Source organism: Cyanobium sp. Morenito 9A2 (assembly GCF_024345575.1).
Lineage (GTDB): Bacteria > Cyanobacteriota > Cyanobacteriia > PCC-6307 > Cyanobiaceae > ATX-6F1.
Map to the genome: position 1 here is coordinate 38501 of NZ_JAGQBJ010000011.1, position 12512 is coordinate 51012.

The following is a 12512-nucleotide window of genomic DNA, read 5'->3' on the forward strand; positions in this document are numbered from 1 at the left end:
CGCCAACAGACTCAGGCCGGAAACACCCGCAGGCGCCGGCTGGCGCCAGTGCCGAACTCGGCCCAGCGCAGGCGGTAATGGCCCACCAGCTCGGCCTGGAGATTGCGCACGCGATCGCTGCGGGGCAGCAACTCCACCGGTCGCCCCTGGGGGAGGACCACCCGCTCCACCGCCTCCCGGCATTCCTCCATCGCCGCCACGCTGTCATCAAGCCGGTCCGTCGGGACGGTTTCGCTCCCCCACGCTGGGCGATGGCGCAGCAGCCGCTCGAAGGCCCGCTGGATCTGATGGAGGCTGTCGGACTTGATCACAAGGATCGGCACCCCGACGACCTGGGCGAAGCGACGCAGCTCGGGATCTCGCCCCAACTGCTGGCGAACACTGAGAATCGCATCCGCCTGCTCCACCGCCTCCGCCCGTACCACCGCCATGGAGCGGGCGCGGAGGGCCTGGTCCACCAGGTGCTCGCTGAGGCCCAGACACAACACCCGCAAAGGTGCCGCCCTCTTCGGCCCACTCTCGGCAGCGCCGGGGCTGCGCTCGCAGGGATCGGGCATGGGCACAGGCACCAGTGAAGGTCGATCCCGAAGCGACCGCAGGCGGGGAGTGGGGGGGGGGATCGAGCCCATCAGGGGAGCCAACCGCCGTGGTGGCTCAAGGCCGGTCCATCCGCCGAGATCCGCCAGCCGCAATCGCCCATCGGGGGCCAGTTCGCGCACCTGGGGCCGAGGGGGCTCGCCCCGCAGCAGCAGATCCACGGTGCGGGCCACCTCCCGGTGAACCAGCCACTGACTGCGGGCCTGCATCTCCACCGCCAGAGGGAAGGTGGGCTCCGCGCAGCGCTCCAGCACGGATTTCTGCGAACCCCGACGACGGGCCTCCTCATCCCCGAGGGTGACCGATTGGATGCCGCCCACCAGATCGCTCAAGGTGGGGTTCTTGATCAAATTGGCCAGCTCGTTGCCGTGGGCCGTGGCCACCAGCATCACCCCACGTTCGGCAATCGTGCGGGCAGCCAGCGCTTCGAGCTCCGTGCCGATCTCATCGATCACGATGACCTCGGGCATGTGGTTCTCCACCGCCTCAATCATCACCTGGTGCTGCAGCTCGGGCCGGGCCACCTGCATGCGCCGGGCCCTGCCGATCGCAGGATGCGGGATGTCCCCATCACCCGCGATCTCGTTGCTGGTGTCGATCACCACCACCCGTCGCTCCAGGTCGTCGGCCAGCACCCTGGCGATCTCCCGCAGGGCCGTGGTCTTTCCCACCCCGGGGCGCCCCATCAAAAGCAAGGATTGACCCGTGTCCAGCAGATCCCTGACCATGGCCACGGTGCCGAACACGGCGCGGCCCACACGGCAGGTGAGCCCCACCACCTCACCAGAGCGGTTTCGGATGGCGCTGATGCGGTGCAGGGTGCGCTCAATGCCGGCGCGGTTGTCACCGCCGAAACGGCCAAGCCGCTCCACCAGCGCCTTCAGGTCAGCGCGCTCGATCGGTCGCTCCCCAAGGGTCAGGGCCCGGCCGGGGTATCGGGCCTCGGGCACCCGGCCCAGGTCAAGCACCACCTCAAGCAACTCCTCCCGGGCCTCCGGCGCCGCCAGGGACTCCTGAACGGCCTCAGGCAGAAGCTCCAACAAACGATCGAGGTCGTCGGTGATCCGCTGAGGCGCCATCGAAGCGGTGGGGTCCGGGGTAGGGGCTTGCATGGCGGCCGCCACCGACTCAGAGGTGACCCCCATCCTCGGTCCGCCAGGGGGTCACCAGGGCGCGGGCATCCTTGAGTGCTACCTCCACAAGCTCCCGGTCATCGAGCAAGCGCGTTTGGCGCCGCTGGGCCTTGAGCAGATGGGGCTGCAAGCGGCGACGGGCCACACCCCCGAAGGCCACCCCGGCCGCACCGCCCCTGGGCCGGCCGGAGCGCTTGGCCAGTCCCTGACAGAGGGCCAGGGTGAGGCCATTGGTGCCCCCGGCCAACTGAATCGGGCCCGGCGGAGCCATGGCCAGAATCCTCTCCAGCAGGAGTACGGCCGCCCGGGCGGTGCCGGCCCCCACATCCCCACTCATCGGCCGGCCATCAAGTTGCCAGAGAGGCTTGAAGCCATTCCTGCGCAGCAGGGCGAAGCGCTGCCAAAGTTCCTCCGCCAGCCGTTCCGGCCGGATTGGGCCGAGCCCTGGATCATGCTCCGCCGTCGCCGGCTCCAGGCCGCAACTCACCGCCAGCCGCTCAAGGGCAAGGCCGGAGGCTTTCACCTGCGCCAACCGCTCGGCAAAAGCCGTCGCCCGGCCGGGGCGGGTGTGGATCTCCACCGCCTGGGGCTGCAACGCCCTCAGCAAGGGCGCCACAGCGGGTGGAGCCAGCTGATGGTCTCGTTCCTCGATCAGCCCCCAAGGGCAGACCGGCAGGCAACGCCCGCAGCCGTAGCACCGCTCCTCAAACACACCGGCGCTCGTACCGATGGCCAGGGCCGGACAGACCCGCTGGCAAGGGCGAGGACAGCCAGGCGGACAACGCTCTGGGTCGAACCAGGCCTTGCGGAAATGGGGATCGGCCCCGTCGCTGAGGCTCAGCATCAGCCAAGGGGGCGGGGCGCCGCGCTCGAGTGCCCAGGCCATCCCCCGGCGGGCGGCCGCCACCACGGCGCCGTCGGCGGCCAGATCAATGCAATCAACACCCGCAAGGGTGTAGATGCCGCAGAGATCCTCAATCGCCGCCAGATCCTGGTTGCTGGCGCCGCAGATCAACTTGACCCAGCGGCCAGCGGCCAGCGCTTGCTCAGGCAGCAACGAGGCTTTCAAGCGACTGCCAGCGCAGGCTGCGCGCGCCTCCCATTTCCACTACCACGTGAAGGCGGGGCACGCTGCGACTGAGCTGGATCAAGGCGCTGAGTTCAGCGTTGGACAGCACCTGCCCCTCCAACAGCCAGAGCACGATCGGGGCTTGCTCCTCCAGCAGGGCACCCAGCTGGGGCATCACCTGCTGCACCTCGCCCACCGCTGCCCCCTTGCCGACGCTGTGGTGACCCAGGTGGGGCGGTCGGATGCCGTGGAGCTCAAGCAAGTAAGCCTGGAGATCCCCCAACCCCCGGGCCGAGGTGATCTGGGCCTTGTAGCCTCCAGCCCGCAATCGGCGCAGCAGCCGCGTCTCACTGCCACCTTCCAGGGGCGCAAAGACTGCCACGGCCCCGAAGCGCTCAAGTTCCTGGCGAAATCCTCGTCCGGAGAGCAACAGAGGCATCGGAGCAACCCTTGAGATCGGCACAGTTTGGCAGTTTCTCAGGAAACCTTGGCGCAAGGCCCCGGAGTCGTTGTCACCCACCAATCAGTTGGTGAAGGACCATGGGGTATGTTGTCTGCTTGTGCAACCGTTCTGTGCCCGTCCGCTAGCCGGGCCTCCAGCACGCTGCACCAGGTCGTCATTGGTGACGGCCTTCCCTGGCCAGTGCGGCCTTCTCCTTGGATCCGTCCATCAGGAAGCCGTCGGGAAACTGTCGAAACGCCCTTGGGCCACCCCGATCCTGCATCGGTACCGCTCCAGGTTCCTGTTCCACAAGTCCCAGCCTGCTGCTTCGCCTCCCGCTAGCCCACCTGGATCATCCCGAAAGGGACCGGCTCCAGTGCCGTTTGCGTCCGATCGAATCAGCCCTGGCCCATCGCCAAGCCCTCGGGCCGTGCGACGGGTAGTTCTGCTGGCGTTTATCAACCTCCTATGTCCATCGGCATCCTCGGGAAGAAATTGGGCATGTCCCAATTCTTCGACGATGCGGGCAGATCCATCCCGGTCACTGTGATCGAGGCGGGTCCCTGCCGCATCACCCAACTCAAAAGCACCGGCACCGACGGCTATGTCGCCGTGCAGGTCGGTTTTGGCGACATCCGCGACAAGCTGGTGAACCAGCCCGCCAAGGGGCACCTGGCCAAATCCGGCAGCGAGCCCCTGCGCCACCTACGTGAATACCGCGTCGACAGCGTGGAAGGCCTCGAACTGGGTTCCCAGATCACGGTCGCCGCTTTCGAAGCCGGTCAGAAGATCGATGTCAGCGGCGACACCGTCGGCCGTGGGTTCACCGGTCTGCAGAAGCGCCACGGTTTCAGCCGCGGTCCCATGAGCCATGGTTCGAAGAACCACCGTGAGCCCGGCTCAATCGGGGCCGGCACCACCCCCGGCCGGGTCTACCCCGGCAAGCGGATGGCGGGCCGCTACGGCGGCAAGCAGATCACCACCCGCGGTCTGACGATCCTCAAGGTGGACACCGAGCGCAACCTCTTGGTGGTCAAAGGATCCGTTCCCGGCAAACCCGGCAGCCTGCTGAATATTGCCCCCGCCAAGCGGGTGGGCACCAAACCTGCTGACGGAGGGGCGTGATGGCTGACCTTTTGATCCGCGACTGGCAAGGCAAGGACGCCGGCAAGACCAGCCTCGAGCTCCGCGTTGCCAAGGAGTCCAGCGCCAACGACCTGGTTCATCGCGCCGTTGTTCGGCAGCTGGCCCACGCCCGCCAAGGCACGGCCAGCACCCTCACCCGCGCCGAGGTGCGTGGCGGTGGCCGCAAGCCCTACAAGCAGAAAGGCACCGGCCGGGCCCGCCAGGGTTCGATCCGCACCCCCCTGCGCCCCGGCGGTGGCGTGACTTTCGGGCCCAAGCCCCGCACCTACACCAAGGCGATGAACCGCAAGGAGCGTCGCCTTGCCCTGCGCACCGCCCTGGTGAGCCGCCTCGACAACCTCGTGGTTGTCAAGGGCTTCGCCGCAGACCTCGAGACCCCCAAGACCAAGGAGATCACCGCTGCCCTGCAGCGCCTCGGCATCGCCGAGGGCTCCAAGGTGCTGCTGGTGCTTGATGGCGCCAGCGAGGCTGTGCGCCGTTCGGTGCGCAACCTTGAAACCGTCAAGTTGATCGCCGCCGATCAGCTCAACGTGTTCGATCTTCTCCACGCCAACACCCTGGTGGTGAGCGAAGAAGCTCTCGCAAAAATCCAGGAGGTCTACGGCGATGACTGAGCGTTTCGCAGGTCGGCTCGCGGATGTGATCCGTCGACCGCTGATCACCGAGAAGGCCACCCGCGCCCTCGAGCAGAACCAGTACACCTTTGAGGTGGACCATCGGGCCGCCAAGCCCGACATCAAGGCCGCCGTCGAACAGCTGTTCGATGTGCGTGTCATCGGCATCAGCACCATGAATCCCCCCCGGCGTTCCCGACGGGTGGGCCGTTTCGCCGGCAAGCGCGCCCAGGTGAAAAAGGCGGTGGTGCGCCTGGCCGAAGGCAATGCGATCCAGCTTTTCCCTGAGTCCTGAGGGGTCTGAACCGTTATGGCAATCCGTAAGTACCGCCCCTATACCCCTGGCACCCGCACCCGGGTGGCCAGCGACTTCAGCGAAGTCACCGAGCGCAAGCCCGAACGCAGCCTTGTTGAGGCCAAGCACCGACGCAAGGGACGCAACAACCGTGGCGTCATCACCTGCCGCCACCGTGGCGGTGGCCACAAGCGCCTCTACCGCCTGGTCGACTTCCGCCGTGACAAGCACGGTGTGGCTGCCAAGGTGGCCGCGATCCACTACGACCCGCACCGCAACGCCCGCTTGGCGCTGCTCTTCTACGTCGACGGCGAGAAGCGCTACATCCTGGCCCCGGCCGGAGTCGAGCTGGGTCAACAGGTGATCTCCGGCCCCGAGTCGCCGATCGAAGTCGGCAACGCCCTGCCCTTGTCGGCCATCCCCTTGGGCTCCAGCGTCCACAACGTCGAGCTCTATGCCGGCCGGGGTGGTCAGATGGTGCGCACCGCCGGCGCCAGCGCACAGGTGGTCGCCAAGGAAGGGGATTACGTCGCCCTCAAGTTGCCCTCCACCGAGGTGCGGCTGGTCCGCCGTGAGTGCTACGCCACCCTCGGCGAAGTCGGCAACGCCGAAGTACGCAACACGAGCCTCGGCAAGGCTGGCCGCAAGCGCTGGCTGGGCCGTCGCCCCCAGGTGCGCGGCAGTGTGATGAACCCCTGCGATCACCCCCACGGTGGTGGCGAGGGTCGGGCACCGATCGGACGCTCCGGTCCGGTCACCCCCTGGGGCAAACCTGCCCTGGGCCTCAAGACCCGCAAGCGCAACAAACCCAGCAACCGGTTCGTGCTCCGGAAGCGTCGCCGCATCTCCAAGCGGAGCCGTGGCGGACGGGACTCCTGATGCTCATCACCGTTTTGTTGTCTGCTTAAACCGCCATGGGACGTTCACTCAAAAAAGGCCCGTTTGTGGCCGACAGCCTGCTCCGCAAGATCGAGGCTCAAAACAGTGCTGGGGACAAGGGCGTGATCAAAACCTGGTCACGCGCTTCAACCATCCTGCCGACGATGATCGGCCACACCATTGCCGTTCACAACGGCAAAGCCCATGTTCCCGTCTACGTGACGGAGCAGATGGTGGGTCACAAGCTGGGGGAATTCGCCCCCACGCGCACCTTCCGGGGCCACATCAAGGACAAGAAAGGTGCCCGTTAAGGAACGACTCGTTATGGCCCAATCCACCCCCACCACCCAAGCCCTTGCCCACGGCCGCTTCATCCGCGGATCCGCGTCCAAGGTGCGCCGTGTGCTCGATCAGATCCGCGGCCGGTCCTACCGGGAAGCGCTGATCCTCCTCGAGTTCATGCCCTACCGCTCCACCGGACCCATCACCAAGGTGTTGCGCTCCGCCGTGGCGAATGCTGAGCACAACCTGGGTCTCGACCCAGCCACCCTGGTCATCAGCCAGGCCACGGCGGACATGGGCCCCTCCCTGAAGCGGTTCCGGCCGCGCGCCCAGGGCCGTGCCTACGCCATCAAAAAACAGACCTGCCACATCAGCATTGCTGTGGCCGCCACCACCGCCTGACCCCCGAGGACACCGACCGATGGGACACAAGATCCATCCAACCGGACTGCGCCTGGGGATCACCCAGGACCACCGCTCCCGTTGGTACGCCCCCAGCAAGACCTATCCACTCCTCCTCCAAGAGGATGATCGGATTCGCACCTTCATCCACAAGAAGTACGCCAGTGCCGGCATCAGCGATGTGCTGATCGCCCGTAAGGCCGACCAACTTGAGGTTGAACTCAAGACGGCACGCCCCGGCGTCCTGGTGGGCCGCCAGGGCAGCGGCATCGAAGACCTGCGCACCGGCATCCAGAAAACCATCGGTGATGCCCAGCGTCAGGTGCGCATCAACGTGGTGGAGGTCGAGCGGGTCGACGCCGACGCCTACCTGCTGGCCGAGTACATCGCCCAGCAGCTCGAGAAGCGCGTGGCCTTCCGCCGCGTGCTCCGCATGACCGTCCAGCGCGCCCAGCGGGCTGGGGTCCTGGGTCTGAAGATTCAGGTCAGCGGTCGTCTCAATGGCGCCGAAATCGCCCGTACCGAATGGACGCGTGAAGGCCGTGTGCCCCTGCACACCCTGCGCGCCGACATCGACTACGCCACCAAGGTGGCCACCACCACCTACGGGGTGTTGGGCATCAAGGTCTGGGTCTTCAAAGGTGAAGTCCTCCCCGGGCAGCAGGAACAACTGCCCGTGGGTGCCGGCCCCAAGCGCAGGGCCAACCGGCGGCCCCAACAGTTCGAAGACCGCTCCAACGAGGAGTGATCAGGAGACCTGAACCATGCTGAGTCCAAAACGCGTCAAATTCCGCAAACAACAGCGGGGCCGCATGAGCGGCGTCGCCACCCGGGGCAACACCGTTGCCTTCGGTCAGTTTGCGCTTCAAGCCCAGGAGTGCGGGTGGATCACCTCCCGCCAGATCGAGGCCAGCCGTCGGGCCATGTCCCGTCACGTCAAACGGGGCGGGCAAATCTGGATCCGGATCTTCCCGGACAAACCCGTGACCATGCGCCCCGCCGAAACCCGCATGGGCTCCGGTAAGGGCAATCCGGAGTTCTGGGTGGCCGTGATCAAACCGGGTCGGATTCTCTTCGAGATGGGTGGTCCTGAGATCACCGAAACCATCGCGCGGGAAGCCATGCGCCTGGCGCAGTACAAACTGCCGATCAAAACCAAGTTTCTGACCCTGGCTGACCAGGAAGCGGAAACCACCCCGGACACCGCTCAACCCGTGGAGGCCTGACCCATGGCACGCCCCGACATTGCCGAGCTGCGCAAACTCAGCGACGGCGAACTCAACGAACAGCTCAATGGCCTCCGCCGCGAACTGTTCGACCTGCGCTTCCAGCAGGCCACCCGCCGGCTGGAGCAACCCCACCGTTTCAAGCTGGCCCGCATCAAGCTGGCGCAGCTGCAGACGGTGCAGTCGGAGCGTCAGCGCTCCACCGTCTCCTCCTGATCCACCACGCACTCGCCATGGCACTCAAGGAAAGGGTCGGCACCGTCGTCAGCGACAAGATGGACAAAACGGTGGTGGTGGCGGTGGAGAACCGCTTCCCCCATCCCATCTACCAAAAGACCGTCAGCCGCACCACCCGCTACAAAGCCCACGATGAAGCCAACGCCTGCAGCGTCGGCGATCGGGTTCGGATCACCGAAACCCGCCCGCTCAGCCGCACCAAGCGTTGGACCGTGGCCGAAGTTCTCACCCCCAACGGCGCCAGCTGAGGAGTTCTCACCATGATTCAGCAGGAAACCTTCCTCAACGTCGCTGACAACAGTGGCGCCAAGCGCATCCAGTGCATCCGGGTGCTCGGTACCAACCGTCGCTACGCCCACGTGGGCGATGTGATCGTTGCTGCCGTCAAAGACGCCATGCCCAACATGGGCGTCAAGAAATCGGATGTGGTCAAAGCCGTGGTGGTGCGCACCCGGGCCACCCTCCGCCGGGACACGGGCAACTCGATCCGCTTCGACGACAACGCCGCGGTGATCCTCGGCAACGACAACAACCCCAAGGGCACGCGTGTCTTCGGTCCCGTCGCCCGCGAACTGCGGGAGCGGAACTTCACCAAGATCGTGTCCCTCGCTCCGGAGGTGATCTGAGATGGCGACCGCCACCGCTAAAGCCAAGCCCACCCAGCGCATCAAGCTGCGCATCCGCAAGGGCGACACCGTTCAGGTGATCGCGGGCAAGGACAAGGGCAAGACCGGCGAGGTTCTGCGCACCCTGCCCAACGAAAACCGCGTAATCGTGCAAGGCATCAACTTGCGCACCCGTCACGTGAAGCCCACCCAAGAAGGCGAAACCGGCCGCATCGTCACCGAGGAAGCCTCCGTGCATGCCTCAAACGTGCAGCTCTATTCCACCGAGAAAAAGGTTTCAAGCCGAGTGGAGCTCGTCGTCGACAAAGACGGCACCAAGAAACGCCGCCTCAAGAAGACCGGCGAACTCCTGGACTGAACGCCAACCTCCTTCTCACCCCGTCCCGCGTCCCTGTCCGCCTTCTGACAACGCCCAGAAGCGCACCCCTCCCTTCCGTCATGTCACTGAAACAGCGCTACCGGGAGACGATCCAGCCCAAGCTGCTCAAGGATCTCAACCTCTCCAACATTCACGAAGTCCCCAAGGTGGTGAAAGTCACCCTGAACCGGGGCCTCGGTGAAGCCGCCCAGAACGCCAAGGCCCTCGAAGCCTCCATCACCGAACTGGCCACCATCACCGGCCAGAAAGTGGTGGTGACCCGGGCGAAGAAAGCGATCGCCGCCTTCAAGATCCGCCAGGGCATGCCGATCGGTGTGGCCGTCACCCTCCGGGGCGAGCGGATGTACGCCTTCCTGGAGCGCCTGATTCACCTGGCACTGCCGCGCATCCGCGACTTCCGTGGCGTCAGCCCAAAAAGTTTCGACGGCCGGGGAAACTACACCCTGGGGGTTCGGGAGCAGATCATCTTCCCCGAAATCTCCTACGACAAGATCGACGCCATCCGGGGCATGGACATCACCATCGTGACCAGCGCCCGTAACGACGAAGAGGGCCGGGCCCTCCTCCGTGAGATGGGAATGCCGTTCCGCAGCAACTGAGCCCTCTTCGGACCCGACCATGGCCAACCACGACCCGATTTCAGACCTGCTCACCCGCATCCGCAATGCGAGTGAGAAAAAGCACGAGAACACCAAGGTTCCTGCTTCGCGCATGGCTCGCAGCATCGTCAGGGTGCTGCAGCAGGAAGGCTTCATCGCCGAGATCAGCGAAGAGGGAGAAGGGGTGCAGAGCCTCCTCGTCCTCCAGCTGAAGTACAGCGGCAAGCACCGTCAGCCCACCATCCGCCGCGTGCAGCGGGTCAGCAAGCCCGGCCTGCGCATCTACAAAAACACCCGTCAGCTCCCCAAAGTGCTGGGGGGCCTCGGAGTGGCGATCATCTCCACCTCAAAAGGTGTGATGAGCGACCGCGACGCCCGCAAGCAGGGTGTCGGCGGCGAAGTGCTCTGCTACGTCTATTGATCTGGGAGATTGATCCATGTCACGTATTGGTAAAGCACCGATCACCGTCCCCGCCAAGGTGACCGTCAGCCTCAATGGCCTGGCGGTGACCGTCAAAGGGCCCAAGGGTGAGTTGTCCCGCACCCTCCCCGATGGGGTGCTGATCAGCCAGGAGGACTCAACCCTCCTGGTGACACCCGTTAACAGCAGCCGCCGCTCCCGAGAACGCCACGGCCTCAGCCGTACCCTTGTCGCCAACATGGTGGAGGGGGTGAGCCAGGGCTTCACGCGCAAGCTTGAGATCATTGGCGTGGGCTACCGGGCTCAGATCAAGGGCCGCAATCTGGTGGTGCTCGCGGGCTACAGCCACCCTGTGGAGATGGTCCCCCCTGAAGGGATTACCTTCACTGTGGAGAACAACACCTCCGTGTTCATCTCCGGCGCTGACAAGGAGCTGGTGGGCAACGAAGCCGCCAAAGTGCGCGCCATTCGTCCTCCCGAGCCCTACAAGGGCAAGGGCATCAAGTACGAGGGCGAGCGGATCCTCCGCAAAGCCGGCAAGACCGGTAAGAAATGAGGTCGATCTGACCGCCCCCACCCCGTACCGCCATGTCCTCCAACTCCCGCAAACAGCAGACCCAGAAACGGCACCGCCGTCTCCGTCGCCATTTATCCGGCACCGCCCTGCGTCCGCGCTTGGCCGTGTTCCGCTCGAACAACCACATCTACGCCCAGGTCATCGACGACGACACCCAGAGCACCCTGGTGGCCGCCTCCACCCTTGACAAAGACCTGCGCACCGCCCTCGCCACCAGCAACACCACCGATGCCTCCGTGGCAGTGGGTGAGCTGGTCGCCCAGCGTGCCCTGGCCCAGGGAATCCAGCAGGTGGTCTTCGATCGCGGTGGCAACCTGTACCACGGCCGGGTGAAGGCCCTGGCTGACGCTGCCCGGGAAGCGGGCCTTCAGTTCTGATCCCTGCTCTCACCATGACCGAAACCAACAACCAGATTCAGTCCAACGACATCCCGGCGGCGGCCGACGTTCCTGCGGCGGCCGAAGGCCAGCAGGAACAGCGGCGCGGTGGCGGCGGTGGCCGCAACGAGGGCAGAGGCGGTGACCGTAAGGGCGCTGGCCGCGGCCGCGACAACCGTCGCGGTCAAGAGCGTGACTCCGAATGGCAGGAGCGCGTGGTGCAGATCCGTCGTGTCTCCAAGACCGTGAAAGGCGGCAAAAAGATGAGCTTCCGGGCCATCGTCGTTGTCGGCAACGAACGCGGTCAGGTGGGTGTCGGCGTCGGTAAAGCCGGCGACGTCATCGGTGCCGTGCGCAAGGGCGTCGCCGACGGCAAGAAGCATCTGGTCAAGGTGCCTCTCACCCGTCACAGCTCGATCCCCACCCTCAGCCGCGGTGGTGACGGTGCCGCCAGTGTGCTGATTCGCCCCGCAGCCCCCGGCACCGGGGTGATCGCCGGCGGCTCGATCCGCACAGTTTTGGAACTGGCCGGGATCAAGAACATCCTGGCCAAGCGTCTGGGCAGCAAAACCCCCCTCAACAACGCCCGCGCCGCCATCGACGCCCTTGAGGCGCTTCGTACCCACAAGGAGACCGCCAAGGAGCGTGGCATCTCCCTCGAGCAGATCTACTCCTGAGCACCACCATGACCTCCCTCCGCCTCGATACCCTCAAGCCCCAGGCCGGATCCCGGCGCCGCAAACTGCGCAAGGGTCGCGGCATTGCCGCAGGCCAGGGTGCCAGCTGTGGTTTCGGGATGCGCGGTCAGAAATCCCGCTCCGGCCGTCCCACTCGCCCGGGTTTCGAGGGTGGCCAGATGCCCCTCTACCGGCGCATCCCCAAGCTCAAGCACTTTGAGCTCGTGAACACCAAGGAGTTCACCGTGCTCAACGTCGCCAAGCTCGCTGAGCTCAAGTCGGGCACCACGGTGACCCGCGATCTGCTGGTGAAAGAGGGCTTGCTCACCAACCCCAAGCATCCCCTCAAGATCCTCGGCACTGGCGAGCTCAACGTGAAGCTCACCGTCCAGGCCGCCGCCTTCACCGCCAGCGCCCGCGAGAAGATCGAAGCAGCCGGCGGCAGCTGGGAGATCGTCGACTGATCGCCCCTTTGCGCACTGCGGTGCCCCCTGCCGCTTCGCGCCCCTAGGGTCCAGGCCGTCCGTCCTCGCC

General features: G+C 65.7%; 21 protein-coding genes. 18 read left to right on the plus strand and 3 right to left on the minus strand.

Annotation, left to right across the window (positions count from 1 at the left end; translation table 11 throughout):
* Positions 1–11: 11 nt before the first annotated feature.
* Genes KBY88_RS12605 through ndhN form a run of 3 tightly spaced genes read right to left on the minus strand, consistent with a single transcriptional unit; the run spans position 12 to position 3238 of the window.
* The gene (locus KBY88_RS12605) at positions 12–1676 is read right to left on the minus strand and encodes an AAA ATPase domain-containing protein (RefSeq protein WP_254940349.1); all 1665 of its coding nucleotides are present in this window, start codon (positions 1674–1676) and stop codon (positions 12–14) included.
* A gap of 49 nt (positions 1677–1725) precedes the next feature.
* Entirely contained in the window at positions 1726–2787 is a 1062-nt protein-coding gene (locus KBY88_RS12610) for a Light dependent period protein LdpA domain-containing protein (protein WP_254940287.1), read from the minus strand.
* Complete coding sequence (ndhN, locus tag KBY88_RS12615; RefSeq protein WP_254940288.1) at positions 2777–3238, minus strand: NAD(P)H-quinone oxidoreductase subunit N; 462 nt, start codon at positions 3236–3238, stop codon at positions 2777–2779. The genes KBY88_RS12610 and ndhN overlap by 11 nt, the downstream gene beginning before the upstream one ends.
* A gap of 471 nt (positions 3239–3709) precedes the next feature.
* Here ndhN and rplC point away from each other — a divergent pair, with 471 nt between their 5' ends.
* From rplC to rplO, 18 genes are all read left to right on the plus strand, one after another.
* Positions 3710–4366, plus strand: coding sequence for a 50S ribosomal protein L3 (gene rplC, locus KBY88_RS12620; protein ID WP_254940289.1), 657 nt, complete (start codon positions 3710–3712; stop codon positions 4364–4366).
* Entirely contained in the window at positions 4366–5001 is a 636-nt protein-coding gene (gene rplD / locus KBY88_RS12625; protein WP_254940290.1) for a 50S ribosomal protein L4, read from the plus strand. Before rplC ends, rplD begins: the two co-directional genes overlap by 1 nt.
* Positions 4994–5296, plus strand: coding sequence for a 50S ribosomal protein L23 (locus KBY88_RS12630; RefSeq protein WP_254940291.1), 303 nt, complete (start codon positions 4994–4996; stop codon positions 5294–5296). Before rplD ends, KBY88_RS12630 begins: the two co-directional genes overlap by 8 nt.
* Positions 5297–5311: 15 nt before the next feature.
* On the plus strand, positions 5312–6175 hold the full coding sequence (gene rplB, locus KBY88_RS12635) for a 50S ribosomal protein L2 (protein WP_254940292.1): 864 nt from the start codon (positions 5312–5314) through the stop codon (positions 6173–6175).
* 35 nt (positions 6176–6210) lie between these two features.
* On the plus strand, positions 6211–6486 hold the full coding sequence (gene rpsS, locus KBY88_RS12640) for a 30S ribosomal protein S19 (protein WP_254940293.1): 276 nt from the start codon (positions 6211–6213) through the stop codon (positions 6484–6486).
* Between the two features lie 13 nt (positions 6487–6499).
* Positions 6500–6859, plus strand: a complete 360-nt coding sequence (gene rplV, locus KBY88_RS12645; RefSeq protein ID WP_254940294.1) for a 50S ribosomal protein L22 — start codon at positions 6500–6502, stop codon at positions 6857–6859.
* A gap of 19 nt (positions 6860–6878) precedes the next feature.
* Positions 6879–7607, plus strand: a complete 729-nt coding sequence (gene rpsC / locus KBY88_RS12650; protein WP_254940295.1) for a 30S ribosomal protein S3 — start codon at positions 6879–6881, stop codon at positions 7605–7607.
* 16 nt (positions 7608–7623) lie between these two features.
* Complete coding sequence (gene rplP, locus KBY88_RS12655; protein ID WP_254940296.1) at positions 7624–8085, plus strand: 50S ribosomal protein L16; 462 nt, start codon at positions 7624–7626, stop codon at positions 8083–8085.
* 3 nt (positions 8086–8088) lie between these two features.
* Positions 8089–8301, plus strand: a complete 213-nt coding sequence (gene rpmC, locus KBY88_RS12660; RefSeq protein WP_254940297.1) for a 50S ribosomal protein L29 — start codon at positions 8089–8091, stop codon at positions 8299–8301.
* A 17-nt stretch (positions 8302–8318) separates the two neighbouring features.
* Positions 8319–8570 (plus strand): 30S ribosomal protein S17, encoded by a 252-nt coding sequence (gene rpsQ, locus KBY88_RS12665; protein ID WP_254940298.1) that lies wholly within the window; start codon positions 8319–8321, stop codon positions 8568–8570.
* 12 nt (positions 8571–8582) lie between these two features.
* Complete coding sequence (rplN, locus tag KBY88_RS12670; protein ID WP_094514267.1) at positions 8583–8948, plus strand: 50S ribosomal protein L14; 366 nt, start codon at positions 8583–8585, stop codon at positions 8946–8948.
* A 1-nt stretch (position 8949) separates the two neighbouring features.
* Positions 8950–9306: a 50S ribosomal protein L24 gene (gene rplX, locus KBY88_RS12675; protein ID WP_254940299.1), complete on the plus strand. Its 357-nt coding sequence runs from the start codon at positions 8950–8952 to the stop codon at positions 9304–9306.
* Between the two features lie 80 nt (positions 9307–9386).
* On the plus strand, positions 9387–9926 hold the full coding sequence (rplE, locus tag KBY88_RS12680) for a 50S ribosomal protein L5 (protein ID WP_254940300.1): 540 nt from the start codon (positions 9387–9389) through the stop codon (positions 9924–9926).
* A 19-nt stretch (positions 9927–9945) separates the two neighbouring features.
* Complete coding sequence (gene rpsH / locus KBY88_RS12685; RefSeq protein WP_254940301.1) at positions 9946–10347, plus strand: 30S ribosomal protein S8; 402 nt, start codon at positions 9946–9948, stop codon at positions 10345–10347.
* A 16-nt stretch (positions 10348–10363) separates the two neighbouring features.
* Positions 10364–10903, plus strand: a complete 540-nt coding sequence (gene rplF, locus KBY88_RS12690; protein ID WP_254940302.1) for a 50S ribosomal protein L6 — start codon at positions 10364–10366, stop codon at positions 10901–10903.
* Between the two features lie 32 nt (positions 10904–10935).
* The gene (gene rplR, locus KBY88_RS12695; RefSeq protein WP_254940303.1) at positions 10936–11301 is read left to right on the plus strand and encodes a 50S ribosomal protein L18; all 366 of its coding nucleotides are present in this window, start codon (positions 10936–10938) and stop codon (positions 11299–11301) included.
* Between the two features lie 14 nt (positions 11302–11315).
* Positions 11316–11978, plus strand: a complete 663-nt coding sequence (rpsE, locus tag KBY88_RS12700) for a 30S ribosomal protein S5 (RefSeq protein WP_254940304.1) — start codon at positions 11316–11318, stop codon at positions 11976–11978.
* A gap of 8 nt (positions 11979–11986) precedes the next feature.
* Positions 11987–12442 carry a 50S ribosomal protein L15 gene (gene rplO, locus KBY88_RS12705; RefSeq protein WP_254940305.1) on the plus strand — a complete coding sequence of 152 codons (456 nt, stop codon included), beginning with the start codon at positions 11987–11989 and terminating at the stop codon, positions 12440–12442.
* The last annotated feature ends 70 nt before the right edge of the window (positions 12443–12512 follow it).

Coding starts and splice junctions, on each gene's coding strand:
- rplD (WP_254940290.1), top strand. CDS start 4,366: ATGGCTGACCTTTTGATCCGCGACTGGCAAGGCAAGGACGCCGGCAAG.
- KBY88_RS12630 (WP_254940291.1), top strand. CDS start 4,994: ATGACTGAGCGTTTCGCAGGTCGGCTCGCGGATGTGATCCGTCGACCG.
- rpsC (WP_254940295.1), top strand. CDS start 6,879: ATGGGACACAAGATCCATCCAACCGGACTGCGCCTGGGGATCACCCAG.
- rplF (WP_254940302.1), top strand. CDS start 10,364: ATGTCACGTATTGGTAAAGCACCGATCACCGTCCCCGCCAAGGTGACC.
- rplB (WP_254940292.1), top strand. CDS start 5,312: ATGGCAATCCGTAAGTACCGCCCCTATACCCCTGGCACCCGCACCCGG.
- rpsQ (WP_254940298.1), top strand. CDS start 8,319: ATGGCACTCAAGGAAAGGGTCGGCACCGTCGTCAGCGACAAGATGGAC.
- rpsE (WP_254940304.1), top strand. CDS start 11,316: ATGACCGAAACCAACAACCAGATTCAGTCCAACGACATCCCGGCGGCG.
- rplV (WP_254940294.1), top strand. CDS start 6,500: ATGGCCCAATCCACCCCCACCACCCAAGCCCTTGCCCACGGCCGCTTC.
- rplX (WP_254940299.1), top strand. CDS start 8,950: ATGGCGACCGCCACCGCTAAAGCCAAGCCCACCCAGCGCATCAAGCTG.
- rplN (WP_094514267.1), top strand. CDS start 8,583: ATGATTCAGCAGGAAACCTTCCTCAACGTCGCTGACAACAGTGGCGCC.
- ndhN (WP_254940288.1), bottom strand. CDS start 3,238: ATGCCTCTGTTGCTCTCCGGACGAGGATTTCGCCAGGAACTTGAGCGC.
- rplP (WP_254940296.1), top strand. CDS start 7,624: ATGCTGAGTCCAAAACGCGTCAAATTCCGCAAACAACAGCGGGGCCGC.
- KBY88_RS12605 (WP_254940349.1), bottom strand. CDS start 1,676: ATGGCGCCTCAGCGGATCACCGACGACCTCGATCGTTTGTTGGAGCTT.
- rpmC (WP_254940297.1), top strand. CDS start 8,089: ATGGCACGCCCCGACATTGCCGAGCTGCGCAAACTCAGCGACGGCGAA.
- rplC (WP_254940289.1), top strand. CDS start 3,710: ATGTCCATCGGCATCCTCGGGAAGAAATTGGGCATGTCCCAATTCTTC.
- rplO (WP_254940305.1), top strand. CDS start 11,987: ATGACCTCCCTCCGCCTCGATACCCTCAAGCCCCAGGCCGGATCCCGG.
- rplR (WP_254940303.1), top strand. CDS start 10,936: ATGTCCTCCAACTCCCGCAAACAGCAGACCCAGAAACGGCACCGCCGT.
- rpsS (WP_254940293.1), top strand. CDS start 6,211: ATGGGACGTTCACTCAAAAAAGGCCCGTTTGTGGCCGACAGCCTGCTC.
- rpsH (WP_254940301.1), top strand. CDS start 9,946: ATGGCCAACCACGACCCGATTTCAGACCTGCTCACCCGCATCCGCAAT.
- rplE (WP_254940300.1), top strand. CDS start 9,387: ATGTCACTGAAACAGCGCTACCGGGAGACGATCCAGCCCAAGCTGCTC.